The 25878-nt window shown below is 52.0% G+C and carries 19 protein-coding genes and 2 pseudogenes; 11 read left to right on the top strand and 10 right to left on the bottom strand.

What is annotated here, in order from left to right; all coding sequences use genetic code 11:
* Positions 1-15 precede the first annotated feature (15 nt).
* The 4 genes from clpX (at position 16) to ppiD (ending at position 6364) form a co-directional block, all read left to right on the top strand.
* Positions 16-1290: an ATP-dependent protease ATP-binding subunit ClpX gene (gene clpX, locus AACX78_RS13640; RefSeq protein WP_159166522.1), complete on the top strand. Its 1275-nt coding sequence runs from the start codon at positions 16-18 to the stop codon at positions 1288-1290.
* A gap of 141 nt (positions 1291-1431) precedes the next feature.
* A complete protein-coding gene (gene lon / locus AACX78_RS13635) occupies positions 1432-3786 on the top strand; it encodes an endopeptidase La (protein ID WP_021140372.1) in 2355 nt (784 codons plus the stop codon).
* Between the two features lie 240 nt (positions 3787-4026).
* The gene (hupB, locus tag AACX78_RS13630; RefSeq protein WP_005315375.1) at positions 4027-4299 is read left to right on the top strand and encodes a nucleoid-associated protein HU-beta; all 273 of its coding nucleotides are present in this window, start codon (positions 4027-4029) and stop codon (positions 4297-4299) included.
* A 151-nt stretch (positions 4300-4450) separates the two neighbouring features.
* The gene (gene ppiD / locus AACX78_RS13625) at positions 4451-6364 is read left to right on the top strand and encodes a peptidylprolyl isomerase (RefSeq protein WP_201302856.1); all 1914 of its coding nucleotides are present in this window, start codon (positions 4451-4453) and stop codon (positions 6362-6364) included.
* Positions 6365-6693: 329 nt separating this feature from the next.
* Here the strand turns inward: ppiD and AACX78_RS13620 are convergent.
* The 3 genes and pseudogenes from AACX78_RS13620 to AACX78_RS13610 form a co-directional block, all read right to left on the bottom strand.
* A pseudogene (locus AACX78_RS13620) lies at positions 6694-6843 on the bottom strand (IS110 family transposase); the annotation flags it as partial.
* A gap of 131 nt (positions 6844-6974) precedes the next feature.
* Positions 6975-8567, bottom strand: coding sequence for an ABC-F family ATPase (locus AACX78_RS13615; protein ID WP_111587757.1), 1593 nt, complete (start codon positions 8565-8567; stop codon positions 6975-6977).
* Between the two features lie 62 nt (positions 8568-8629).
* The gene (locus AACX78_RS13610; RefSeq protein ID WP_236556333.1) at positions 8630-9388 is read right to left on the bottom strand and encodes a site-specific integrase; all 759 of its coding nucleotides are present in this window, start codon (positions 9386-9388) and stop codon (positions 8630-8632) included.
* A 116-nt stretch (positions 9389-9504) separates the two neighbouring features.
* Between AACX78_RS13610 and AACX78_RS13605 the strand changes: the two genes are divergently transcribed.
* Positions 9505-10197 (top strand): helix-turn-helix domain-containing protein, encoded by a 693-nt coding sequence (locus AACX78_RS13605; protein WP_159166520.1) that lies wholly within the window; start codon positions 9505-9507, stop codon positions 10195-10197.
* A gap of 52 nt (positions 10198-10249) precedes the next feature.
* Positions 10250-10657 carry a hypothetical protein gene (locus AACX78_RS13600; protein ID WP_236556332.1) on the top strand — a complete coding sequence of 136 codons (408 nt, stop codon included), beginning with the start codon at positions 10250-10252 and terminating at the stop codon, positions 10655-10657.
* A gap of 170 nt (positions 10658-10827) precedes the next feature.
* Here the strand turns inward: AACX78_RS13600 and AACX78_RS13595 are convergent, their stop codons facing one another.
* The 7 genes from AACX78_RS13595 to AACX78_RS13565 form a co-directional block, all read right to left on the bottom strand.
* Positions 10828-12372, bottom strand: a complete 1545-nt coding sequence (locus AACX78_RS13595; protein WP_159166518.1) for a P-loop ATPase, Sll1717 family — start codon at positions 12370-12372, stop codon at positions 10828-10830.
* A gap of 494 nt (positions 12373-12866) precedes the next feature.
* Positions 12867-13148: a hypothetical protein gene (locus AACX78_RS13590; RefSeq protein ID WP_159166517.1), complete on the bottom strand. Its 282-nt coding sequence runs from the start codon at positions 13146-13148 to the stop codon at positions 12867-12869.
* A 461-nt stretch (positions 13149-13609) separates the two neighbouring features.
* Entirely contained in the window at positions 13610-14050 is a 441-nt protein-coding gene (locus AACX78_RS13585) for a hypothetical protein (RefSeq protein WP_159166516.1), read from the bottom strand.
* 269 nt (positions 14051-14319) lie between these two features.
* Entirely contained in the window at positions 14320-14814 is a 495-nt protein-coding gene (locus tag AACX78_RS13580) for a hypothetical protein (protein WP_159166514.1), read from the bottom strand.
* Between the two features lie 155 nt (positions 14815-14969).
* Positions 14970-15626, bottom strand: coding sequence for a hypothetical protein (locus AACX78_RS13575; RefSeq protein ID WP_159166513.1), 657 nt, complete (start codon positions 15624-15626; stop codon positions 14970-14972).
* A gap of 1127 nt (positions 15627-16753) precedes the next feature.
* Complete coding sequence (locus AACX78_RS13570; protein ID WP_159166512.1) at positions 16754-17815, bottom strand: alpha-xenorhabdolysin family binary toxin subunit B; 1062 nt, start codon at positions 17813-17815, stop codon at positions 16754-16756.
* Positions 17816-17897: 82 nt separating this feature from the next.
* Positions 17898-19046, bottom strand: coding sequence for an alpha-xenorhabdolysin family binary toxin subunit A (locus AACX78_RS13565; protein WP_159166511.1), 1149 nt, complete (start codon positions 19044-19046; stop codon positions 17898-17900).
* Positions 19047-19663: 617 nt separating this feature from the next.
* Between AACX78_RS13565 and AACX78_RS13560 the strand changes: the two are divergent.
* The 5 genes and pseudogenes from AACX78_RS13560 to AACX78_RS13540 all read left to right on the top strand — a co-directional run bounded on the left by AACX78_RS13560 (position 19664) and on the right by AACX78_RS13540 (position 25853).
* A pseudogene (locus tag AACX78_RS13560) lies at positions 19664-20862 on the top strand (IS3 family transposase).
* A gap of 485 nt (positions 20863-21347) precedes the next feature.
* Complete coding sequence (locus AACX78_RS13555) at positions 21348-21614, top strand: DUF4212 domain-containing protein (protein ID WP_021140227.1); 267 nt, start codon at positions 21348-21350, stop codon at positions 21612-21614.
* Positions 21615-21622: 8 nt separating this feature from the next.
* Positions 21623-23338: a sodium:solute symporter family protein gene (locus AACX78_RS13550; RefSeq protein ID WP_159166510.1), complete on the top strand. Its 1716-nt coding sequence runs from the start codon at positions 21623-21625 to the stop codon at positions 23336-23338.
* A 44-nt stretch (positions 23339-23382) separates the two neighbouring features.
* Entirely contained in the window at positions 23383-25209 is a 1827-nt protein-coding gene (locus AACX78_RS13545) for a DUF294 nucleotidyltransferase-like domain-containing protein (protein WP_159166509.1), read from the top strand.
* 2 nt (positions 25210-25211) lie between these two features.
* Positions 25212-25853, top strand: a complete 642-nt coding sequence (locus AACX78_RS13540; RefSeq protein ID WP_159166508.1) for a 3'-5' exonuclease — start codon at positions 25212-25214, stop codon at positions 25851-25853.
* The last annotated feature ends 25 nt before the right edge of the window (positions 25854-25878 follow it).

Raw genomic sequence — 25878 nt, 5'->3', positions numbered from 1 at the left:
AAACGAGGTTGCTGAATGACAGAAAAACGCAAGGGTGAGGGTGATAAGCTGCTCTACTGCTCTTTTTGCGGCAAAAGCCAGCATGAAGTGCGCAAGCTGATCGCTGGCCCTTCCGTCTACATATGTGATGAGTGTGTCGAGCTGTGCAACGACATCATCCGCGAAGAGATCCGCGAGATCTCTCCCAAGCGCGATGGTAGCGAGCTGCCGACCCCTCATGAAATCCGTGCTCACCTGGATGACTATGTGATCGGGCAGGAATATGCCAAGAAGGTGTTGGCCGTGGCCGTCTACAACCACTACAAGCGTCTGCGTAACAGCAGCGAAGCCGGTGGTGTGGAGCTGGGCAAGTCCAACATTCTGTTGATTGGCCCGACCGGTAGCGGCAAGACGCTGCTGGCCGAAACACTTGCTCGTCTGCTGGATGTGCCGTTCACCATGGCCGACGCCACCACACTGACCGAAGCCGGTTATGTGGGTGAAGACGTGGAGAACATCATCCAGAAGCTGTTGCAAAAGTGTGACTACGACGTAGAGAAGGCCCAGCGTGGCATCGTCTATATCGACGAGATCGACAAGATCTCCCGCAAGTCAGACAATCCCTCCATTACCCGCGACGTGTCCGGGGAAGGGGTGCAGCAGGCCCTGCTCAAGCTGATCGAAGGCACCATTGCTTCCGTGCCGCCGCAAGGTGGTCGCAAGCATCCGCAGCAGGAGTTCTTGCAGGTCGATACCTCCAAGATCCTCTTCATCTGTGGTGGCGCCTTTGCTGGTCTGGACAAGGTGATCGAGCAGCGTTCCGTCAAGGGCACAGGCATCGGTTTTGGCGCTGAGGTCAAATCCAAGAATGCCAGAGCGACCTTGAGCGAGAACTTTGCCAAGGTGGAGCCGGAAGATCTGATCAAATATGGTCTCATCCCCGAGTTCATCGGCCGTTTGCCTGTGGTCGCGACCTTGACCGAGCTGGACGAGGCTGCCCTCATCCAGATCCTGAAAGAGCCGAAAAATGCGCTGACCAAGCAATATGCCGCCTTGTTCGATCTCGAAGGGGTTGAGCTGGAGTTCCGTGACGACGCCTTGAACGCCATTGCACACAAGGCGATGGAGCGGAAAACCGGTGCCCGTGGTCTGAGATCCATCGTGGAAGCCGTGTTGCTCGATACCATGTATGACCTGCCATCCCTGGAGGGTGTCAGCAAGGTGGTGATCGATGAGACGGTGATCAAAGGGGACTCCGCGCCCTTGATGATCTACGAAAATCCCGAGACCCAGGCTGCTGTATCAGAGTAACAGTCTGATTTTTAATCAAATGAAAGGGGCTTTTTGCCCCTTTCATGCTTTTTACCGATTCGGCGATTGAATCTCATCTCTGCGCCCCCATATACTCAGCCAAGCGCTTTGCCAACGGTATAACAAGCCGAGAGGACATATATGAACCTAGAGCGTTCAGAACGCATCGAGATTCCCGTCCTGCCTCTTCGTGACGTGGTGGTTTACCCCCACATGGTCATTCCACTCTTTGTGGGGCGGGAAAAATCCATTCGCTGTCTGGAAGCGGCCATGGAGCAGGACAAAAAAGTTCTGCTGGTGGCCCAGAAGGATGCGTCAACCGATGAGCCGACGGTGGAGGAGATTTTCTCCGTCGGGACAGTGGCCAATATTCTACAGATGCTCAAGCTGCCGGATGGCACCGTCAAGGTGCTGGTGGAAGGGGGCCAGCGTGCCCGTCTTGAGCGGATAATCGATGACAAGGACTTCTTCGTCGGTGAGGCGCAGTACATCGCGTCTACCGCCATCGAGGAGAAGGACCAGGACGTGCTGGTGCGCTCCGCCATCGGTCAGTTTGAAGGCTATATCAAGCTCAACAAGAAGATCCCGCCCGAGGTATTGACCTCGATTTCGGCGATCGATGATGCTGCTCGCCTGGCCGATACCATGGCCGCGCACATGCCGCTCAAGCTCGAAGACAAGCAGAAGGTGCTGGAAATCGCCTCTGTGTCCGAGCGCATCGAGTTTCTGATGGCCATGATGGAGTCGGAGATTGACCTGCTGCAGGTCGAGAAACGCATCCGTACCCGGGTCAAGAAGCAGATGGAGAAGAGCCAGCGGGAGTACTATCTCAACGAGCAGATGAAGGCCATCCAGAAAGAGCTGGGTGAGCTGGAAGACAGCCCTGATGAATTTGAAGCCCTCAATCGCAAGATTGAAGAGGCAGGCATGCCGGAAGATGCCCGTGAAAAGGCCCATGCCGAGCTCGCCAAGCTGAAGATGATGTCTCCCATGTCTGCCGAAGCCACAGTCGTGCGCAGCTATGTGGACTGGATGGTGCAGGTGCCTTGGAAGGCGCGCTCCAAGGTCAAGAAAGACCTTGGCAAGGCGCAGGAGGTGCTGGATTCGGATCACTTTGGTCTGGAGAAGGTCAAGGAGCGCATCCTCGAGTATCTGGCGGTACAGGCGCGGGTGAACAAGCTTAAAGGTCCGATCCTCTGTCTGGTTGGTCCTCCCGGTGTCGGCAAGACCTCGCTGGGCCAGTCCATCGCCAAGGCAACAGGTCGCAAGTATGTGCGCATGGCCCTGGGTGGGGTGCGTGACGAAGCGGAAATCCGCGGTCACCGTCGAACCTATATCGGTTCCATGCCCGGCAAGCTCATCCAGAAGATGGCGAAGGTGGGGGTGAAGAACCCGCTGTTCCTGCTCGATGAAATCGACAAGATGAGCTCGGACATGCGTGGCGATCCCGCTTCTGCCTTGCTGGAAGTGCTGGATCCCGAGCAGAACAACAGCTTCAACGATCACTATCTGGAAGTGGATTATGACCTGTCGGACGTCATGTTCGTGGCCACCTCCAACTCCATGAACATCCCGGGTCCGCTGCTGGACCGGATGGAAGTGATCCGCCTCTCCGGTTATACCGAAGATGAGAAGCTCAATATTGCCAAACAGCATCTGGTCTCCAAGCAGATCCAGCGCAACGGCCTGAAAGAATCCGAGATCACCATCGAAGATTCTGCCCTGGTCGGTGTGATCCGCTACTACACCCGCGAGGCGGGGGTGCGGAATCTGGAGCGGGAGATCTCCAAGATTTGTCGCAAGGCGGTCAAACGCATCCTGCTGGACAAGAGCATCAAGCATGTTCAGGTCAATCAGGCCAACCTCAAGGAGTTTCTCGGGGTACAGCGTTTCGACTACGGCAAGGCCACCGACCAGAACCAGGTTGGTCAGGTCTGTGGTTTGGCGTGGACCGAAGTGGGCGGCGATCTGCTCACCATCGAAACCACCAACATGCCGGGCAAGGGCAAGCTCACCTACACCGGTTCACTCGGTGATGTGATGCAAGAGTCCATTCAGGCTGCCATGACGGTAGTACGGGCCCGAGCCGACAAGCTGCGCATCAATGCCGACTTCTACGAGAAGCGCGATATCCATGTGCACGTGCCGGAAGGGGCGACCCCGAAAGACGGTCCGAGTGCCGGTATCGCCATGTGTACCGCCCTGGTCTCCAGCTTGACCGGTAATCCGGTTCGTGCTGATGTGGCCATGACGGGGGAAATCACCTTGCGCGGCGAAGTGCTGCCCATCGGCGGTCTCAAAGAGAAGCTGCTGGCGGCTCATCGTGGTGGCATCAAGCGTGTGCTTATCCCGAAAGAGAACGAACGAGACCTCGAAGAGATCCCGGACAACGTCAAACAAGACCTTGAAATCTATCCGGTTCGCTGGATTGATGAAGTGCTGGAACTGGCGTTGCAGGACAATCCGCAAGGGTTTGAGCGCGTTTCTGTCGTGTAAATGTTGATGCGCCGCAAATTTGGCGCATTCGGGGGGTGGTTAAGGCTTGCATGCGCCGGGTAACGGAAGTAGCCTTGACCACCGATCGGGAACTCATGATGAGTCGCAAGGCGTGATGTGGCGCGGGTTTGCGCCAGATTGTCACTTGCAACTGATCAGGAGGCTTGCTATAAAACCTCCACTTGTTGTGGCCAGGGAAATCGGCGCCGCAGCGATGTTCGATAAAAGGGGAATATAAGAGTGAATAAATCTCAACTGATTGACAAGATTGCAGACGGTGCTGATATCTCCAAAGCCGCTGCTGGCCGTGCGCTGGATGCTTTCATTGACGCCGTCGGTGAAGCTCTGAAAGAGGGTGACCAGGTTGCTCTGGTGGGTTTCGGTACTTTCGCCGTGCGCGAGCGTGCTGCCCGTTCTGGTCGTAACCCGCAAACTGGCGCGACCATCGAAATCGCAGCTGGTAAAGTTCCTGCTTTCAAAGCCGGCAAGGCCCTGAAAGACGCTGTCAACTAAGCCGGGCGCTGATATTACATCGGCCACCGTCCTTGGTCACAGACCAGACAAGTGAGAGGGCTCTCCCTCATACTGATTGACCAAGGCGCATCGCAATCGGTGCGCCTTTTCATTATTTACGCCCATCGAGTTCGGGAGCATAAGTACAAACATGATGTTGGATAAACTACGCGAAGGGGCGCAGGGCAAGGTAGCCAAGGTTATCTTGGGCCTGATCATCCTCTCCTTTGCCTTGGCCGGTGTAGGCAGTTACCTCAATGGCCCGGCACGTACCGCCCCCGCTACCGTCAACGGCAATGACATCAGCTCCGCTGCGCTGGAAAATGCCTATCGCAACGAGCGGGCCCGCATGGAATCCCAAATGGGGGAATCTTTCAGCCAGTTAGCCGCCAACCCTGATTACATGAAGCAGTTCCGCCGCGGTGTGCTGGACAGGCTGATCGATCAGGCCCTGTTCGACAGCAAGGCCCGTGAACTGGGTCTGCGGGTCAGTGACGAGCAGATCAAACAGACCATCATCGCCATGCCGGAGTTTGCCGAAGATGGCAAATTCAACAATGACCGCTACCTGCAGCTCATTCGTCGTGCCGGTATGACACCGGAGATGTTCCGTGACTCACTGCGCCAGGACATGGTGCGTCAGCAGCTGATGGGCGCCCTGCTCGGTACCGAGTTCGCGCTCAAGGGTGAAGCGGAGCAACTCGACAAGCTCTACAACCAGACCCGGGATCTGCGTCTGGTGCGTCTTGCTGCCGCCGCTTATCTGGGCGATGTCCAGGTTTCCGATCAGGAAGTGGAGCAGTACTACAAGACCAACAGCGCGCGTTTCATGAACGACGAGAAGGTGAAGGTCGACTATCTGCTGCTGGATGCGGCCAACCTCGGCAAAGATATCAAGGTCACCGAGCAGGATGCCAAGGATTACTACGATCAGCACCAGGACCTGTTCCAGCGTGCCGAGCGTCGTCATGTAGCGCATATCCTGATCCCGTTTGGCAAGGATGAGAAGGCGGCCGAGAAGCTGGCTGGCGAACTCCTGACCAAGGCCAAGGGCGGCGATGATTTTGCTGCGCTGGCCAAGGCCAACTCCTCTGATACTTTCTCTGCCAAGAAGGGCGGCGAACTGGACTGGTTCGAGAAAGGGGTGATGGATCCGGCCTTCGAGCAGGCCGCCTTTGCCCTGAACAAGGTAGGGGATCTCTCCAACCTGGTGAAGAGCCCGTTCGGTTTCCACGTCATCAAGTTGCTGGGTGTTGAAGCGGCTCAGACTAAACCGTTTGTGGATGTCATGGGTGAAACCATCCGACGTCTGCAGGCTGACAAGGCCAAGGAGCTGTTCTTTGCCGAGCAGCAGAAAATGGCTGACAGCAGCTTCGAGAACCCGGACTCGCTGGATCTGACCGCCGATACCATGGGCCTCAAGGTGCAGTCCGTGGACTTCTTCAGTCAGGCGGATGCACCGGCACCCCTCAATGATCCCAAGGTACTCTCGGTGGCGTTCTCCGAACAGCTGCGCGATGACAACACCAACTCGGATGTGATCGAACTGGCTGATGGCAAGGCGCTGGTCCTGCACATCACAGGTTATCAACCGAAAGCGGCCAAACCGCTGGCGGAGATCAAGGAGCAGGTGATCGCGGCCATCAAGCATGACAAGGCCAGTGAAGTGGCTCGTGGCAAGGCGCAGGGCCTGCTGGACAAGCTGAAGGCCGGTGAGAACATCCAGGCCGATCTGACTGTGCTGGGCTTGAAGATGGAGACCCACAAAGGGGTTGCCCGTTTCGCTCAGGACATGGATCAGAACCTGGTTGCCCAGGTGTTCCGCATGCCTCATCCGAAGGATGGCAAGCCGAGTGTCGAGCTGGTCGCCGAAGCCAATGGTGATCGCGTGGTGGTCGCACTGGACAAGGTGGTAGTAGCCAAAGAGCCGTCCCAGATGGTCAGCCTGCTGCAAGGCCAGCTTGGCCAGGGCAAGGCCCAGGTGAGCTACAAGTCCCTGATTGACGAGCTGCGCAAAGCCGCCAAGATCGAGTACTTCACCGATGTGGAAGCCACAGTCGAATAAACCCGACCGGTTGCAACCCATTGAAAACGGCCCCGTAATGGGGCCGTTTTTTATCTGCGAAGTGGGGTTGAGGTCGCTATGCTGGCTGCGTGACCTGCGTGACCTGCGTGACCTGCGTGACCTGCGTGACCTGCGTGATACGTTATGCGCAGCGTAGAAATGCGGATATGTGTTGGTTGCCCGCAGGGGACGGACCAGAGCGCGGCGGCAATAAAAATCTATGGTCAGCCTGAACTTTGCAAGGCCAGATTGATGATGAGTACTGACAGGGCAGGCTTGCTCTAATCTATCCGGATTCTTGGTGGGCTATCATGCCCGATCCATGATGTGAGCCGCGNAGCGGGGTGCTGAGCGAGGTAATGAATGAGGCTAGAACGAGTGAACTGGCGTTTGAAGACGGGTTTGCCGTTGGCATCCTGTCCGACGAGATGAAAGGAGTGCTTGCCGATGTCGAGTCCAAAGAGTGCGATAGTTGCCATGATGCTCTCCTGAAGTAGAAAAGAAACAGCCCAGCAAGCGTAGCCTGCTGGGCTGTGGGTCAGGCTGACCATCACATTAAACCGGCCAAGTGGCCGGTTTTTTCTATTCAAGCGCCCTGGCAGGCGAGGGGTTACACCACGCCCTGAGTGCGCAGGTACTCCTCGTAGGTGCCACCGAAGTCACGGATGCCGTTCTCGCTCAGTTCCAGGATGCGGGTCGCCAATGAGGAGACGAACTCGCGGTCGTGGGAGACGAAGATCAGGGTGCCCTGATACATTTCCAGCGCCATGTTCAAGGATTCGATAGATTCCATGTCCAGGTGGTTGGTCGGTTCATCCATGATGAGGATGTTGGGGCGTTGCATCATCAGCTTGCCGAACAGCATGCGACCCTGTTCACCACCGGAGAGCACCTTGACTGGCTTCTTGATGTCATCCTGGGTGAACAACAGACGACCGAGAATGGAGCGTACCGCCTGCTCATCTTCATTCTCCTGTTTCCACTGTGCCATCCAGTCGAACACATTGAGGTCGGTGTCGAAATCTTCGGCATGATCCTGAGCGTAGTAACCGATCTGGGCATTCTCGGACCATTTGATGGTACCGGTGTCCGGGGTCAGATCGCCAACGAGGGTCTTGATCAGGGTGGATTTACCGATGCCGTTGGTACCCAGAATGGCGACCTTCTCGCCCACTTCCAGCATCATGCCCAGATCCTTGAACAGGGGCGCATCGCCATAGCCTTTGGCAACGTTTTCCATTTCCAGGATGTTGCGGTAGAGCTTCTTCTCCTGCTCGAAGCGGATGAAGGGGTTCTGACGGCTAGACACCTTCACTTCCTCAATCTTGATCTTGTCGATCTGCTTGAGTCGAGAGGTGGCCTGGCTGGATTTGGAGGCGTTGGCGCTGAAACGGGAGACGAAGGATTGCAGATCGGCGATCTGGGCCTTCTTCTTGGCGTTGTCGGAGAGCAGACGCTCGCGGGCCTGGGTGGCCGCCGTCATGTACTCGTCGTAGTTGCCCGGGTAGACGCGCAGCTCGCCGTAGTCCAGATCCGCCATGTGGGTGCAGACGGAGTTCAGGAAGTGACGATCGTGAGAGATGATGATCATGGTGCTTTCACGTTCGTTCAGCACCTGCTCCAGCCAGCGGATGGTATTGATATCCAGGTTGTTGGTCGGTTCGTCCAGCAACAGGATGTCGGGGTTGGAGAAGAGGGCCTGGGCCAGCAGCACCCGCAGTTTCCAGCCTGGAGCCACTTCGCTCATGGGACCATTGTGCTGTTCGATGGGGATACCTGCACCCAGCAGCAGTTCGCCTGCACGGGATTCAGCGGTATAGCCATCGTACTCGGCAACCATGCCTTCCAGCTCGGCGGCCTTCATGTAGTCGTCGTCGGTGGCGTCCAGGTTGGCGTAGATGGCATCGCGTTCGGCGATGGCGGCCCACAACTCGCCGTGACCCATCATGACCACGTCCAGCACGCGCATCTCTTCATAGGCGAACTGGTCCTGGCGCAGCTTACCGATCCGCTCGTTGACGTCCAGGCTCACATTACCGCCGCTCGGCTCAAGGTCGCCGCCGAGGATCTTCATAAAGGTGGACTTGCCACAGCCGTTGGCGCCAATGAGGCCATAGCGGTTGCCGCCGCCAAACTTGACGTTGATGTTCTCAAACAGCGGCTTGGCGCCGAATTGCATGGTGATGTTATTGCTGCTTAACATAGTTTTTTAAATAATTCCTTAATTATCAATGCGTTAGTGCATTGGTTAAAAATCAGGGGGCGCTATTGGGGCAAATGCCCATTCTTTTGCATAGCACCCCAGATCAAGTCGGCCTCACTGCGGCTGGCGGATTCGATCCATTTTCCATAGACCTCTTGCAACATCCTTGTGGAGTTGTGGCCCATCTGTTCAGCTATGAACGCAAGATTTCCGTGAGCAGTAATGTTCCAACTGGCAAAGGTATGCCTGAGTTGGTAGGCACGGCGATATCGAACCCCAGACTTTTTGATTGCTGCTTGCCATGGTGCAACCAGGAACACACCTGAGTAAAAAGGCGGTCTGTCCGGCACAACTTTGGTTGGTCGGAAGACTGGGCGCAATGTTTGGCGCACGATCATGCCACCTGGTAGGTGCATGTCAATCTTTGCGTCTGAAAGTGATCCAGTTATCTTAAATTGTTCCTGCAATGCGGCCAGCGCCGGTGGCATCAGATGCACAATCCGAGTGCGATTCGTCTTTGGCAGTTTGAACTGCATCTTCTGTTGTGTGATGCTGCGCCGAATGTGCAGTTCCCGTCTCTCCATATCGACATCCTCCCAACTGAGGGCACGTAACTCGCCAGGGCGGATCCCGGTGTAGGCCAATACCAACAATATGTTCTTGAATTGCTTGTTGGAGGTTACTTCCCGCAGCTTTTGAAACTCCCAGTGTTCAAAAGGGTCTGCGCTCTTTCCTGTACTTAACTTTGCTGCATTGACACGTACATCAAACTTTCTCTCGATAAGTTCATTCCTAGCAGCCCAGTGTAGTAAGTTCCCCACATGTGCTAGGTAAGTCTTTACGGATCTTGGTTTGCAGTCGCTGAGCTGCAATCTGGTATCGACGACAGCATATTTGAGTGCCCCGCTTGTGAGTACACCGAGCAGGAGATGGCAGCATGAGCATGCTACTGATGGCAAAGGCCATGAGCATCAAGGTGGGGAACCCATTGCGGAAGTTGGTGCTGATCAAGCTGGCGGACAACGCCAGCGATACCGGTGAGTGCTGGCCGTCATACCAACATATTGCAGATCAGTGCGAGATCTCCCGGCGCTCCGTGATCAATCATATCGACGCAATGTGTGAAGTGGGGCTTTTGACAAAGGAGTCCCGAGTCGGCCCCAAAGGAAAGCGATCCAATGTCTATGTACTCACGTTAGATGGTGCAGGAGATGCACATAGAATCAGTCACTCTTTAGAACCAGTCATTGATCCAAAGATCCCCCCTGTATCCCCCCTGGGGGAAAAACGCCCCGCAAGCGAAACTCCGCGACGAGGTACCCGTTTGCCGAACGACTGGGTGCTTCCTGGCGAGTGGGGGAGGTGGGCTATCCAGGAGACAGGGCTCCCCAGGGAGCGGATCTTGATGGAGGCAGCAACGTTCGCCGATTACTGGCAGGCTCTGCCCGGCGCCAAAGCCGTCAAGCTGGACTGGGAGAAGACCTGGCGCAACTGGATACGCCGGGCAGCCAGCTCGTTCCGAACCGCTGCACAGCGCAAGCCATTGGCCAACATCCAGGCGGCCCAGCAGGCCGCACAAGCTTTGAGAGAGTCGGGGAGGGGTGACTATGACGACAGCACTCCGCTCTAACCAGACAACCGCTCTGAGCGCGCCAGGGGACGCGCTGCAGGTCAGCGCCCGCATGTCGGTATTCTTGGCCGAGGAGCTGCTGCCACTGATGGCCGGGCTCTGGCCAGCCAGTTCAAACCAGCTGGACGGCAATGCCCGCGGCGTAGCGCTGGCCTGGGGAAGTTTACTCAAGGGGTTCAATGCGCAGCAGATCCGCGAGGCGGTGCTGCTGCTCGGAGAGGATGTAGATCGGCAGTATGCGCCGCGGCCGGCTGAGGTGAGGGGCGTCATTCTGCGGAATAATCCTTTCCCCCGTAGAGCGCCAGTTGGCCGCCAGGTGTCTCTACGGGTATGTGAGATGGAGGCGGAGGTGCGGGTCTATCTTCGCGACCCTAGCGTGCCGGCAGAGGTCGTTGCTGCCGAGTTGCAGAGGGTGCTGGCTGAGAAAGCCCGACAGGGTGTAAGTGTGATGGGAACGTAACTTGAGGGACCTGGTACGAAGCGGCACAGCCCTGAGTTCTACCAAGAGGTTGGGCAGCGGGGGGTTGCGAGCCTCAAGGTGCTGTTCAGAAGGGGAGGTAAGGGGACACCGGCCTGAGGCCGGTGTCAGGTGATAACTAGATCTGTACACTTAGATAGAGCCATATATGGTCAGTTGTATCGATAAAAAAGAGGATGAATCTGAAACTGTTTATTATAGTCCGTTATATCAAGTTTCGGCTTGTCAAATGACGAATAAATAGTAAGGGTATTGGATTTTTTAATACCAATAATCCCAATGACGAACCAAACGTTTAAAAGTAATTTGAAGTCTAATGCTATACTGTCATGTCTATCATCATCTGAACTATTAGATTTTGATATTATGTGATTTAGAGTTATCTCTCTCTCATCACCGAGTTCATCTATCTTGAAACAACAGCTCGTTAATAGTGCTATACTGTCAATATAGTCAGCTATATGTGGATATAAACTTACCCATTCTTTACATATTGCTTGTTTTCTTGAATGATAGAACTTTTCTTCTGCAGCGATAATTAAGTCTTCAGAAAGTGCTGTTGAACCATCGCTCTCAGCTAGACAATAATTGACAAAGTCAATGGCGTCACGGGGTCTTAACATAGTCCTATTGATGATGTATTCATCAACAGGCTGGCCATTTACACTGAAGTTAAATATGTCTGAGAATAAAACCTTTTCCTTACCTGAATATTGGTTTTGAATTAGGTAGTCAATCCTGTAATCTAAAATGCTTCGGATCTCATTCTGATTCCAGCTTATCGGAATGATAAGTGAGCGATCTTTTTCTTCTTGGCGAAGATTGTTTTGATAAATGCCCATTATAATATCAGTTCTAATGGAAATTAATATTTTAACTGACTTTATATCAATAAGCTCTTTGAATGCATCAAGTAGAGCATTGATAAAGTCATATCTTATTGCACTGGAACTAAGCCAAGATTTATCTAGGTCATCTATGCTAATGATTATTCGGATTTGCTTGTCACTAATTGATTCTTCCTTAATTAATTTGATTAGTTCTTTTTGCTTTCTAAGTAATTCATTGCTGACATATTTTGCTGTGGCACGTTGAATCTTTTCTGTTAATTCATTTGTTGTCGAGCCATTTACTTTTGCCGGACCTATTTTAATTTCCCCTGACAATACATCTTGCATTTTATCAGTGATCTCGGTAACTATATTTTCATTAAAAAAGCAATCGCCATAGCTATCTATATACTGCCTTGCTAATTCTAGATTATATCTTTTTTTATTCGAAACGGTAAAGTTTGCAATGCTGTCTAAAAATGAAGTGCTACTTGGATATAATAACTCGATAACCTTTACCAGCAGCACATGCTGCCACAGAGATTTATAGAAAACACGTAAATCAATTTTGTTATCCATAAGGTTGGAGATGAAAACATTGTTTTTTATATGTTCAAAAACAGTAGACTCTGCCTCTATTGTATCATGCTTTTTTATTTTTGAATCTTTGGACATTTGTTTTATTAAGGCAGTTTTACCTGAACCGGTTCTACCAATTATTATCCTCTTGGAAAAATCATTGTCATCATCAAACTTCATTAGGGTGTTATATATCTCAGATGTAAAGAAACACTCAGATAGTAATGAGTCCGTCTCAGCATCTAGATTTCCTATGTTTGCGTTCTTTCGAAATTTGTAAATGCTCATAGCATTCCTTTTATTTTATTATTCGCTCATCTATCTTGGATTAGCGCGCATTGATTTGTAGGGGCTCGGTCGGAGCTTTGAAAGAGTTCGAGCTCCCGGATTGCTGCTTTTGACCTGTGTTCTGATGACAGTTCCTTGTCATGGGTTGGCCTTGCATGGAGCTTGGGTACCGTGCGGGAATCGTACCTCAAATGGTTCTGTTTGTTGAGTATAATGAGCACTGAATCAGGAGGGGATCACAGATTTTGTGGGGGCGTAGCATTGGAGGAAGGAGAGCGGCATAACGCTACGAGGCCGGCGGAGGTGCAGTGCGTAATAATCCTGTCTCCCGTGCTGCGCCAGTTGGCCACCAAGTGTCTCTACGGGTATGTGAGATGGAAGCGGAGGTGCGGGTGTTTATGCGGGATCGATCTGTGCCTGTGAGCGCAGTGGCCAAGGAACTGCAGCAGGTAATTGCAGAGAGGTGTCATCAAAGTATAGAAGTGATGGGGACTTCAATCAGGTTTAGATGATAATGCCATTATGGGTTGTATAGCCCCAGGAGTTGTACTCTCAGGTTCATTACCCCAGCCAGAGGTAGTCACTTCTATAAGACTCTGTTCGAGCATTTTACTATTCAAGTCGAAGGTGCGTCTGACTTGATTAGCATACTCTATGAGGACTTTTTTTCTCTCGGCTGTGAGTGAATTAGAGTCCCCCTTATTGACGGCCTGTACAATATCTTGGTAGCCGCTAGCATTGAGTTTTTCAATTAAAACCTCTCGAGGTGACAACATATACTTCATCCTTGATGATTAAATATAATCATTGATGTTAAAATTATTTCAGCATGCACAGTATAACCCGTGCTTAAGGGATTACCGGCTCGGGAACGGGGCAAGCATTGTCCGGATCTCTACTAGGAGACGGGTAGCTGCTAGCCTCGATGCGTTGTTCCGGAGGAGTAGAGGAGAGGCACCGGCCTGAGGCCGGTGTCTGGGGGATAATTAAAAGGACACAGATTGAATGTCAAAATATGACTCTCTGATCTCGATTTAAATAGATGGCTCTTTTATTGAAAGATATCATCATAGAATGATGGGAGAATAAACCATTCCTTACCAAGGAAGGCGCCGATAAGCAATAATGGTTTTATTATCACCTAATCCGAATAGAAACGATAATTTATATTCATCGTCATTAATTTTCTTTATATGGGCAATTGTGCTTGTTGATATGACTGGTTCCTCGCCGAGACTCACGGAGTCTTTTTTAATAAAAAGATTGATTGTTTTCTGTTCATGCTCACATTCAATGCATAAATGATGTTTATCACGATTATGTATATGTGATATGAGTAAAGGGTGCCAGCCATTTTTTTGCCATGAATATTTTTTTGACTAGGTTTTTGACTAGGTGCAATTTGTTTAGGTATGCTTGTATTATTAGTGCAGCCATGTTTTGGCCAAGGTGGTCCTAGATTATCAAAAAAAACTCTCCCTCCTAATGGACTTTGATAGAAATAAACATTTTCTCCACAAACAGGGCATGATGCGTTTGGATTCACAAAACTTTCATACCTAGCTACGATTTTTGGTACTCCAGCATAAATTTGAAAGCTTGAAGAGAGAACTCCGCCAGAATAACCTCCTCCCCATCCACATTGGCAGCCAGGGCGGTGATTTGATGCATTACACATAACTATCCTTCAAAGTATATAAAGCTCGGTGGTTTTGGCTGATGCCGCGAAGCTCAACATATGAGTTACAGCACACGATACAAGTTGGGCTTCATAAATTCAGCCCAACCTACGGCCCTTCATTGAATGCTCCTTGCATATAACGCCCTGTTAAGGTGTGAGCAACGCAATACCGATGCCGCCGAATGCAGCCTTAAACACTAAACGCAACGCATAGTAAAAATGCCACGCGTTGCGAATCACTCTTAAACAGTTTGTTAGGTTTGTACTTAACTTTTTGCACTTCTCCGTTTAAGCATTGACTTCGCCAAAGTTGTAACAGCTACAACCCTAGCCAGCATTTGCTTACTTTGAGCCTCACTTCTTTTTTCGATCTGTACATATTTAATTAGCTCATTTGAATGCAACTTCAACGTACTAACAGCAGAGTAAAATGAGAAGTAATGATCTATTTCATTATCTTTCATTTTCGACAAGTCAGAAATATGCGTATCAAAAACATTGAGCATCATGGACTCAGAAGTTCGAGCAATTACCTTTGCCATATTAAATAAATGAATTTCCTCAGCTTCTTCTTGAGGCATTTTCTCTAATGTCATAGCCAACATTTCAAGGTTTCTGTTAACTTCATAGTCTAAAACCTTTTTGATTTTTCGCAGGTTCCCCCTACTTTTTACAGCCCCGATGACTTCATTCAATACGTAGCCTAATGCAAACGTTACTACAGGAAAAACCTCTTTATACTCTGTCCAGATACTACTCAATTAATTTATTTCCTCGAAAAACCTAACGCCCAGTTAAGGGGTGAGCAACGCAATACCGAAGCCGCCGCATACCAGCTTAAACACTAAACGCAACGCATAGTGGAAATGCCACGCGTTGCGAATCCATCTTGAACAGTTTTTTATGTCTTTAAGCGCTAATCATGCTTTGAGAAGAAATCCAATACATCTTTATCTTTTACTCGGCTAGAGAATGAACTCAAATCAACCCCATACTCAGAATATTCCTTATTTCTAATGATCACTTTACCTTCAGGATGCAAGCAAAATAGCTCAATTTCACTTGGGATGTTATTTCCATGAGTCAATAGAAAATCAAAAATAACACCATCGAGAACTACTGATTCCATTTTAATGCTATTACCATAAGAACCTTGTGAAAATGGCATCAGCAGTCCTGTTTGAAACTTCCCTGAAATATAACCTTTAGAAACCAAAATAGGAAAATCCTGAACGCTGAAGGATAAATCTTGATCTAACCAATCGCGAATTTTATCTGCATAAGATTCAATGTTGTAATCAGAAAAGAATGGTAACTTTGAAATACTCATACGCCATAAAATGGACATTAACGCTTTTTTTACTAGATCATAATTAACACCATTAACTAGAGCATTATCCCCAAAGTAAGTTAATGACATGACTTTACTTTCTTCGACAGACAAAAAGCGTATAAACAGGCTTAATTCTCGTTCCCACAATGAAAGCTTTGTTTCACACTTTTGGCATAACAAATTCTCTCGGAAACCTTTTTGGTGAATTTTACCACCAATTTCATTTGCTTCAATTGGCATGAACTTATGCTTACTTGTATATACGTTTTTATATAAAAACTCTGGAATAATATGAGAGCCTAATAGTTCAACGTTTGTGTCACCACATAGTTTACAATTTGAGATGCAAGTCAAAATTTCACCTTTAATTGAATTGAGACATAACAGTGATTAGATGGAAGGTGGTACTAACACGTTACTAGTGCCTTCCATCTAACTCCGCTCAGCCCTGATAACTGCCACGAAAAAAAGATCCTGTATATGTGGGCTACATAGATATCCGATTATGTTTAGGGTCGGCAAACGCATTAGCTACCGCCCCTAGGTTACAGCCCCCAGATGCTGCTTTTGACCTGTGGTCTCGTGGCTGAATGTGCCGCCATCGGTAGGCCCTGCGTGAGACATAGGAACCAGCTGGAGATGATACTCATCCAAGCAGGGATTGGTGAGGACTTTGTTAGTTAACTAACTAGAATCGTGTGGTTTTTTGAGGTTGGTCAGGTTTCTGGAGGGAGGGTCGGGGCTAGAACTCGATCAAGCGGGCAAGGAGACACTCTCTTGCCCAGGGGGAGGGTTGTACTGGCGGGGTGACGTAACTAGCTGAGCAGGCCCTTAGGAGGCTTCTGCCGCCAGCTCGGCAGCCTGTGGTCATCCAGGTTAACCCCTCGGTGAGCTTGGAGGGCGGCGGAATGATAGTGCCAAGGTTCATAACGATGAGCATCGTTGGCGCGAACCTAATGGTACTGATATTGGCGGTCACTTTGCAGATGAATAGCTAAAAAAAAGCCCCACGGGCGGGGCAAGAGGTCTACTCAGGTTGAAGCTGACGGAATGACTTGTTCCCGAGAGACAATACCACCCAGTGCAACATTACGTACCTGTCAGAAAACCCAGTGAGGTTTCAGACTTATCTGATTGATTTTATTGATATGGCGCCGATTCTTCAGAGATGGGGAGCCGGGTCATATTCGGAATGCTGTGTGGGTTAGGAGCACCCCTGAGGTGGGGCTGGGTAGTTCAAGCGGGGGTAGGGGGTAAGACACCGGCCTGATGCCGGTGTCGGGTGATAACTAGATCTGTACACATTGAAGAATGCACCTTACGGCGATCGCATTTATACAATGAGCGATCGTGTTCGGAACAACCATTTAAGAGAGGATTACTTTGTTACGAGCATCGCGAGCTTGTTTCAAATAAAACTCCATGTCGTTAATGATTTCCATTAAGGTATCCGCCGTGACGGCTTGATTGTGTAAATCCCGAAGCGTTGCCGCGAAACTAAAGAATTCTGTGGACAGCTTAGTAGTTTCCGTAGCAAGCGCTGTCATGGACGTTCCCGCCGTTCCAATAGTGTCTAGCAGTGCTAGTGTCGCGTTCTCCGCCCGCAGACTTTCTTGAAAGGCCTCTACCACACTGGCCTGCTTCGTTGCCGCCTTGGAGACTTCATCGCGCATTTGGGTGAGTTGCTCGAACTTAATGGTCTTGTCAACAACCGCCAGTATTTTCTTAATTTGCTTTACGGCTAGCTCGATTGCCTTCTTCGCGGCTCCAACCTCCGGAGCAGCGGCATCCTCCGGGCCAGCATCAAGAAGGCTCGACAGCTCCTTTTCATCTGGCAAGAGTCCAACAAGGTCTTCAGTAGGCCCACCCCGCGCTTCATCAACAGCGGCAGCTAAGGTATCGTAGCGCTCTTTGAGGGTTTTGAGACGAGCAGACTCACGATCAACGTCCTGCTTTAGGCGTTCATGGTTTGCTGTCTCGGTGGCTATGGCATCCTTAAGTCGCACCTCGGTTTCTTTTCCAAATGTTGAGAGGCGATCGGCAGACTCAGAAAGCTTTGTCGCAGCATTGTCAAAGTCTGTGAGGGTGGATGAGACTGCATTACTCAGCTTGCCTTGCAACTGTGCCCGTGCGGTGTTGGCCTGCTCAGTAGGAATTTTGCCCGTGCGTTGGGCTTCGTCAATCTCACCAATTTTATGTTGCAGTGGTTGGACTGCTTTCATGCTGTTCAACGAGGTTGGCAGCAAGGTAAGAGCGTTGCTGATCTCTTGATTAAGGTTGTCTGCCACAGTAGCAGCGAGCTTAAGACGATCTATAAAGTAGGAATATGCTCCATCGCTTGTCGCAGGAACGCTTCGCTTAATAGTTGTGACAGACTGTGCCACAGACTCAAAGTTCGGGATAATAGCTTTAGAATTGGAAAGCTGCATAGTACTGATGACCTTATCCTATGTTTGAAAAGTGCTTGGAAAGCGTGGCTTGTGCTCGTAAATTTATCGAGGCGAGCTTTCACTAGGAGCCGTAGGTTTTTCTGAACTCTTCATAAGCCTTGTCAAAGACGTTCACAAGCCCGGTACTCATGTCGCCCACTTCACTCCACGGTTTGACGATGCCTTCGAGGTCAGTAATAAAGGACAGCAACATATCGCTGTCCTTGACTTGCTTCCATTTATCAACCGATTGATCAATTCTTACGATGATGTCGGTCCACAAGAAGTCGAGGTGTTCTAGGGACTGCTGAGCATCCAATAGACGCATTCCAATATCTGTAAATTGGGTTGCAAACTGATTGAGTATTCCCTGTACCTGCTGTTTCCGCTTGAGATCTGTGGACTTGTTATCCTTTTCCTGGATTTTTGAGTTCCTCTCTTTCCGAGCCTTCTCAGCCTTGTCGCCAAAAATGCCGCCTGTAATGGCGAGACCAATAATTCCACCTGCGGCACCAGTGAATGCAAGCCCGACATACTTGTCGTAGTCTTTCTTCAGTTGATCGATATCCTTTTGAAGGGCATCAATACTGTCTTGGAGTTCTTTGATCTGACCATCCAAATTGGCTTTCTTTGCCCGCTCTTTCTTGTCTGCGATCGCTGGCTCAAGACCCGTCACTGTTTTGTTGTCTGACAGAGTGCCACCAGATATCTCGGTCTTGTAGTCACGCACTGCCCTAAGCACCTTGAGCGTCTTTTCCTGCTGTTTGATGCAGGTTTCCTTTAACCTTTCGATGACTTCTGGCAGCGCCTTTTGAATTTTAGTGTCCTTGTCACTAGAAATTGGGATTGTTACAGTCGAGTCTTTGATGGTTTTCAGCTGCTCCAAGATATCCATCTGGTTGATGGTCTTGATGACTTGGCCACCAATTCTAACGATGTCATCCGATGCGACTTTGAGGCTGGCGGCTTGCTCCTTCACCAGACTTTCGACTGGTGTCCAGCGGTTAGCATGGCCAGTGATCTTTTGATACAAATCAATGATTTCTTTAGGCTCAAGCCCAGGAATACCTGTGCTGTCGCTGCCAATTTCTTTCGTGAACTCAGCGAGGTTCTGCGGTAGCTTCCTGGCAGAACGGACATACAGCAAGATTTTGATTAGATCGTCGGCAGTAAAGATGCCAGCTGCGCGACCGCCCTCAGTTTCGCTGCCTGTAAGCAGCTTCAGCGTCACAGATGGAACCTGTCCAGCCTTAATAGGTTTAGACTCAATGGGTACGGAACTTTCAACAACCATTTTGAATATTTCTCCCAAATTATAAGGACTAGTACAAGTTCTGTGTGTGCAGCCAGAAAGCCGACGTAATTACTACGCCGAATCAACCTATGTAAATTGACTCAAAAAAACAAACTGACAAATGTGCCAATTGCGTGGTGGCGAATGTTCCGCTACACAATAAAATTGATGTGAAATCAATGTGCTATGCACTTACGCTTGATTCATCGAACAGGGGGGTAAGCCGGAACCGTCGAAATAGCCTGCTTGGGGCTGAAGATGCCGACATTACTTGGTAGGGCAATACCCCACTGCAGCAGAGCCTGCTCGATGCTGTGCTCGGCATACAGCAGGTCGCCAGCGTCATGAAGGTAATCCAGCCGCCGTCGAACAGCTTGTCGATGTGGGGGATAGCAGTAGGCCGTTGTTCCCATCTAGGCGTTCGGCGTTATCACACTCACACCAGGGTTTGATGTGGCTGGCAATCAGCAGGACCTTGTTGGTTACTGTAGTGGTCTAATCATCCCGGACACCATTTTAGGTGGTACAGTCGCCACCATGACCTGAGGTGTTCAATGACAAGATTACGTCGCTCATTTACTGCCGAATTCAAACTCGAAGCTGCATCCCTGGTGCTTGACCAGGGGTATTCTGTTCCCGAAGCAAGCCGTTCACTGGCTGTCGGTGAAACCGTGCTCCGTCGCTGAGTTCAGCAACTGCAATCCGAACGCAGTGGCACAACCCCAATCAGCAAAGCGCTGACTCCGGAGCAGCAGAAAATTCAGGAGCTGGAAGCCCGTATCAACCAGCTCGAACGTGAGAAAGACATTCTAAAAAAGGCTACTGCTCTCTTGATGGCGGACGAGTTCACACGTACGCGCTGATAGACCGATTAAGGGAGCAAGCCCCCATTACTCTGGTCTGCTGCGCTTTCGATGTTCCCACCTCCTGTTTTTACGATTATCTGGCTCGCAGGTGGACGATTAACCGTGAGCGGATACAGCAACGCAGCGAGTTGCGCCGGTTGTTCAAAGAGAGCAGGTGCTCGGCAGGCAGCCGCGCCTTGATGTCGATGATGCGGGAGTTGGGGTATCAGATTAGCCGATTCAAAGTCCGTGACCTGATGAAGGAAGCCGGGTTGGCATCCAAACAGCCGGGCACACATCGTTATAAGGTTGCACGGTCTGAACGACCGGATATTCCGAATCTGCTGGCCCGCGAATTTGATGTTCCGCAACCCAATCAAGTGTGGTGTGGCGATATCACCTACGTCTGGGCAGGTACTCGTTGGCATTACCTGGCTGTGGTTCTTGACCTCCATACTCGCCGAGTCGTGGGCTGGGCAATGTCTGACAAGCCTGATGCAGAGCTGGCAATCAAAGCACTGGAGATGGCCTATCAGCAGCGGGGTTGCCCATCTGGTGTGTTGTTTCACTCCGACCAGGGCAGCCAATATGGCAGCAGGGCATTTCGGCAACGACTGTGGCGCTATCGCATGACCCAGAGTATGAGTCGGCGTGGTAACCGCTGGGATAACGCCCCGATGGAGCGGTTGTTCAGAAGTCTTAAAACGGAGTGGGTTCCGGCAACGGAATACATGAGCCTGCGGGAAGCAACGCGGGATATCAGTTATTAACTGATGGATTACTACAACTGGCGGCGTCCACATCAACACAATGACGGGATGCCGCCAGCAAAAGCCGAGACTCGGCCTAACCAAGTGTCCGGATTTAGTTGGCCACTACAGGGAGACAGTAGATGGAATCGCCACTAGGTGAACTAGAAGAATTTATCGAGATATTGGATCTAACACCCCAGGAGGAGGAAAGATTCGAGCGTATTCTTGAAAGACTTCGCGATGGAGTCGCTGCGTTAAAACGCTGAAGGATCCGGATTGGCCCGCCACTGAGCGGGCTTTTCTATGCCTGTAAACTGGGGGGGGCTTGGGGCAATTTGGGCAAAACGAGAGGGAAAATACGGGAAAATGGGGGAATATAGACCCTAAGACACGTTGTGAAAAATCAGAGGAATCACAGGCTTGGCGGGCCTTACAGGCGGTTTCAGCTCATACGATGATGTTATTAAAGTAAGTGTCCCGGTTGGTCTGTCAAATGGCGCAGCTCGCTCTGGGCGTTCACGGCTTTCACTCGTTTCCGAATGGGCCTTTTTCGTCAGTTTAAGACTAAAGTCGTGATTTCGTGGAAGAAAAGTACTGCTAGATTGATTGCGAAACATTTCATTAACAAAGGGAGTTGGGAAATGGCATTCGAAAGCGACGAGAAGGCAAAAGCCTACTGGAGGGAGAATGTTTCCCTGATGCTGAAATTGCTGGTGGTCTGGTTCTCTGTCTCTTATGGCGCGGGGATCATTTTTGCCGACTGGCTCAACCAGTTCCAGTTTTTTGGTTTCAAGCTGGGGTTCTGGTTCGCCCAGCAAGGGGCCATCTATGTGTTTGTCCTGTTGATCTTTGTTTACGTTCACCAGATGAACAAACTGGATCGCAAATACGATGTGCATGAAGGGTGAGGTCTGATATGGATTTGCAAACACTGACGTATGTAGTCGTTGGCCTGACCTTTGCCCTTTACATCGGCATCGCGATCTGGGCCCGGGCAGGGTCAACCAAGGAGTTTTACGTGGCTGGGGGCGGGGTACACCCAGTCGCCAACGGCATGGCCACCGCGGCCGACTGGATGTCTGCCGCCTCTTTTATTTCCATGGCGGGTCTTATCTCCTTTATGGGATATGACGGCGCCGTCTATCTGTTGGGCTGGACGGGTGGCTATGTGCTGTTGGCACTGTGCCTGGCCCCCTACCTGCGCAAGTTTGGCAAATTTACCGTGCCCGACTTTATCGGGGATCGTTACTACTCCCAGATGGCGCGTACGGTTGCCGTCATCTGTGCCATCCTGGTTTCGTTCACCTATGTGGCGGGCCAGATGCGCGGGGTCGGGGTGGTCTTCTCCCGTTTTCTCGAGGTGGATATCACCACAGGGGTCGTTATCGGCATGGCGGTGGTGTTCTTCTATGCGGTGCTAGGCGGTATGAAAGGGATCACCTACACCCAGGTTGCCCAGTACTGCGTGCTGATCTTTGCCTACATGGTGCCCGCCTTTTTTGTCTCCATCATGATGACGGGTCATGTCCTGCCCCAGACCGGGTTTGGTGCCACCCTGCTTAGCGAGCCCAATGTCTATCTGCTGGACAAGCTGGATCAAATTTCGGTGGATCTGGGTTTTGCAGCCTACACAGAGGGGGTGAAATCCAAAATTGACGTGATTGCCATCACGTGCGCCCTGATGGTGGGGACTGCGGGTCTGCCCCATGTGATAGTGCGCTTCTTCACAGTGCCGAAAGTGCGTGATGCGCGCATCTCTGCCGGTTGGGCATTGCTGTTCATCTCCTTCCTCTATACCACGGCGCCTGCGGTTGCCAGCTTTGCGCGGGTCAACATGGTGGATACCATCAATGGCAGCGATGGCAAGGGCACCGAATACGCCCAGGCTCCCCAGTGGATAAAGAACTGGGAGAAGACAGGCCTTATCGCTCACGATGACAAGAACGGCGACGGTCGCATGTTCTACTCAAATGATGATCGCAATGAGATGAAAGTTGACCGGGACATCATAGTGCTGGCCAACCCCGAAATCGCCAACTTGCCCAACTGGGTGATCGCCCTGGTGGCCGCCGGTGGTATTGCTGCGGCGCTCTCTACGGCGGCGGGTCTGCTGCTGGTGATCTCGACGTCTATTTCCCACGACTTGCTCAAGCGCAACCTGATGCCCAACATCAGTGACAAGATGGAGCTGCGTTATGCTCGCGGTGCGGCGGCAGTGGCGATTCTGGTGGCAGGCTATCTTGGCATCAACCCACCCGGCTTCGTGGCGGAGGTGGTCGCCTTTGCCTTCGGATTGGCGGCGGCCAGCTTCTTCCCGGCCATCATAATGGGGATCTTCTACAAGAAGATGAACAAGGAGGGCGCCATTTCCGGCATGCTGGCGGGTATGGTGTTCACTGTGGGTTATATCATCTACTTCAAAGGGATCTTCATCACGCCGATGGCGGCCAACGTGCCGGAAAACTGGCTGTTTGGCATCTCGCCGGAAGGGATTGGCAGCGTGGGTATGGTGATCAACTTCGTGGTGGCCTTTGTGGTGAGCCGTTTTACGGCGACGGTTCCCCTGGAAGTACAGGAGATAGTAGAGAGCATCCGCTTCCCGAAAGGGGCGGGCGAGGCTCACGACCATTAATCCAGTGAAGAAGGGAGGGGCTTGCCCCTCCCGAGGAGCAACTGATGGATGTGGCTGATGTAACCCGATTTCTGGCACAGACCACCCCGTTTAGCCAACAGGGCACTGCCCTGCAAACCGAGCTGGCTCGCGCCATCTCGGTTTATTATTTTCGTGCCGGTGAACAGGTCAATGCAGGGGATGGACGCTTGCTCATCGTCCGCACAGGCCTGTTCACCCGCATGGGTGCCCAGCAGCAGTTGCTGGAAAAATTACAGGAGGGGGACTTTTATGGTTACCAGCCCTTGCCGTCTGGCGAGCGGTTGACCTGTGAAGAGGACGGCCTGGTCTACTGGCTGGCGGCAGAGCCTTTTGCCAGAGCGCGCCAGCATTACTCCGAGCTGGACCATTTCTTCAGACATCTTGCCGCCCGCACCTTGCACCAGCACTCCCTGCCCGATGAAGGATATTTCACCCTCAAGGTGGGTGATTTGGTGCGTCCTAACAAGATAGTCATCGCCCCCGATCAGACGGTGCAACAGGCAGCGCAGTTGATGAGCGAACGGCGGGTCTCCTCCCTGCTGGTGGAGCGAGACGGTATCCTGCTTGGCATCATTACCGACAGGGACTTGCGCAGCCGGATCCTGGCCCATGGCTTGCCTGCCTCCACGCTCATCGCGGAGGCGATGACCCAACAGCCGAAAACCATAGAGCGTGATGCCTATCTGTTCGAGGCGCTCCAGCAGATGGGGCAGTGGCGGGTCCACCATCTGCCGGTGCTGAGCCAGGGGCGGGTGGATGGCATGATCACTGTCACTGATCTGGTGCGAGCCCAGCAGGAACACCCTGTCTATCTGATGACCGATATCCACCGTCAGCCGGATCTGGCTCACCTCATCGAGGCCAGTGAACAGACGCTGAAACTGGCCCATATACTGGGACGTCAGGGCGTACCGGCCCACGAAGCCAGCCACATACTGGCCACAGTGGCCGATGGTTTGACCCAGCGCTTGATTGAGCTGGCGCTGGCCGAGCTTGGTCCTGCCCCTTGTTCGTTCAGCTGGCTGGTGTTTGGCTCCTTTGCCCGCCGGGATCAAGGGCTCAATGCAGATCAAGACAACGGTCTGCTGCTGGCAGCCCCTCCGGTGGGAGAGGTAGGGCGGTATTTTGCCGTCTTGGCTCGCTATGTCTGCGATGGTCTGGCCCGCTGTGGTTTGCCTTACTGCAGCGGCAATATCATGGCGACCAATCCGGATCTCTGTCTTGATCAGGCCGGTTGGCTGGCCCGTTTCCACGGCTGGATCCACACCCCGACGCCACAGGCGCTGCTCAATGCCACCGTCTTTTTTGACCTGAGGATGGTGGCGGGCAGCGGCGAGTTGTTCGAGGGGCTGCATCGACAGATGCTGGCCGAGGCCCGTGCGCAGCCGCTGTTTTTGCTGCACCTGGCCCAGAGCGCGCTGGAGAGAACTGCGCCCCTTGGGCTGTTTCGCCACTTTATCCTCGAGCGGGATGGCCAGCAGCAAAAGGGGCTGGATCTCAAAGTGCGCGGAATAAGCGTTATCACCGACCTGGTGCGTGTCTATGCCCTGGCCAGCGGGGTCGCTGAGGTCAATACGCGCCAGCGTTTGCAGCGACTGGTGCAGGAAGGGGGAATGGATAGTACCCAAAGCCGCAATTTGTGCGACGCCTTCGACTTGCTGGCCCAATTGCGCTGGGAGCATCACCTTGCCTGTCAGGATAAAATGGCAACAGAGGGGGAGGGGCAGGTTTCCAATCACCTGGACCCTGCCACCCTTTCGGGGCTTCAGCGTCATCAGCTCAAGGATTGCTTCATGGTGATCAACGAAGGGCAATCCTTGCTCAAATACCGTTTCTGCCGGGGGCTCTGAAAATGGGGGGCTGGTTTGATACCTCCCTTGCCCTGGCAAGGCGCTGGCTGAATCTTGAGCAGGGAAACAGAGGGTTAGCGCTGGCAGCCCAGCCTTGTCTTGCCATCGATTTGGAGTTGACCGGGCTCGATCCCCGTCGAGATCACATCGTCAGCATGGGGTGGGTGCCCATTGTGGGGCGCGAGATCCTTTTGGCTGACGCTCGCTATCTGTTGGTGCGTCCGCCGATCAGCATCGGCCAGAGTGCCATTTACCACGGGGTGCACGATAGGGATCTGGCCGAGGCCAGCACGCTGGAAGAGGCATTGCTGGCACTGCAGCAGGCTGCCGAAGGCGCCGTGCTGGTGGCCCATCACAGCGCGATCGAGCGCGCCTTTCTCGACCGTGCATGTCATCAGGTGCTGGGCAAGCGGGCGCCCTGGCGATTTATCGATACCTTGCGCCTGGAACTGCATCAAATAAGGCAAAGGGGTGGGGAGCCCAATGATGATGGCCTCACCCTGGCACGTTGTCTGGCTCGTCACCGCTTGCCCCCTTGCCCCCAGCATCATGCGCTGGAAGATGCGTATGGCTGTGCCTTGCTGCTGCTGGCTCAAACTCGCCCCGATACCCCTCTGGCTCATCTGCTCTCCCTTTCGCGCTAATGCGGCGCCTAACAGTTCTGTAACC

The sequence above is a fragment of the Aeromonas sp. 9A genome, assembly GCF_963900955.1.
Lineage (GTDB): Bacteria > Pseudomonadota > Gammaproteobacteria > Enterobacterales > Aeromonadaceae > Aeromonas > Aeromonas salmonicida.
Note: the sequence above shows the minus strand (reverse complement) of the source record. Positions and strands in the feature narration are given on the sequence as shown.

What these genes read in the sequence shown, in the direction of transcription:
- clpX (WP_159166522.1), top strand. Translation starts at nt 16, where the DNA reads ATGACAGAAAAACGCAAGGGTGAGGGTGATAAGCTGCTCTACTGCTCT.
- lon (WP_021140372.1), top strand. Translation starts at nt 1,432, where the DNA reads ATGAACCTAGAGCGTTCAGAACGCATCGAGATTCCCGTCCTGCCTCTT.
- ppiD (WP_201302856.1), top strand. Translation starts at nt 4,451, where the DNA reads ATGATGTTGGATAAACTACGCGAAGGGGCGCAGGGCAAGGTAGCCAAG.
- AACX78_RS13615 (WP_111587757.1), bottom strand. Translation starts at nt 8,567, where the DNA reads ATGTTAAGCAGCAATAACATCACCATGCAATTCGGCGCCAAGCCGCTG.
- AACX78_RS13605 (WP_159166520.1), top strand. Translation starts at nt 9,505, where the DNA reads ATGAGCATGCTACTGATGGCAAAGGCCATGAGCATCAAGGTGGGGAAC.
- AACX78_RS13600 (WP_236556332.1), top strand. Translation starts at nt 10,250, where the DNA reads ATGTCGGTATTCTTGGCCGAGGAGCTGCTGCCACTGATGGCCGGGCTC.
- AACX78_RS13595 (WP_159166518.1), bottom strand. Translation starts at nt 12,372, where the DNA reads ATGAGCATTTACAAATTTCGAAAGAACGCAAACATAGGAAATCTAGAT.
- AACX78_RS13590 (WP_159166517.1), bottom strand. Translation starts at nt 13,148, where the DNA reads ATGTTGTCACCTCGAGAGGTTTTAATTGAAAAACTCAATGCTAGCGGC.
- AACX78_RS13585 (WP_159166516.1), bottom strand. Translation starts at nt 14,050, where the DNA reads ATGTGTAATGCATCAAATCACCGCCCTGGCTGCCAATGTGGATGGGGA.
- AACX78_RS13575 (WP_159166513.1), bottom strand. Translation starts at nt 15,626, where the DNA reads ATGCCAATTGAAGCAAATGAAATTGGTGGTAAAATTCACCAAAAAGGT.
- AACX78_RS13570 (WP_159166512.1), bottom strand. Translation starts at nt 17,815, where the DNA reads ATGCAGCTTTCCAATTCTAAAGCTATTATCCCGAACTTTGAGTCTGTG.
- AACX78_RS13555 (WP_021140227.1), top strand. Translation starts at nt 21,348, where the DNA reads ATGGCATTCGAAAGCGACGAGAAGGCAAAAGCCTACTGGAGGGAGAAT.
- AACX78_RS13550 (WP_159166510.1), top strand. Translation starts at nt 21,623, where the DNA reads ATGGATTTGCAAACACTGACGTATGTAGTCGTTGGCCTGACCTTTGCC.
- AACX78_RS13545 (WP_159166509.1), top strand. Translation starts at nt 23,383, where the DNA reads ATGGATGTGGCTGATGTAACCCGATTTCTGGCACAGACCACCCCGTTT.
- AACX78_RS13540 (WP_159166508.1), top strand. Translation starts at nt 25,212, where the DNA reads ATGGGGGGCTGGTTTGATACCTCCCTTGCCCTGGCAAGGCGCTGGCTG.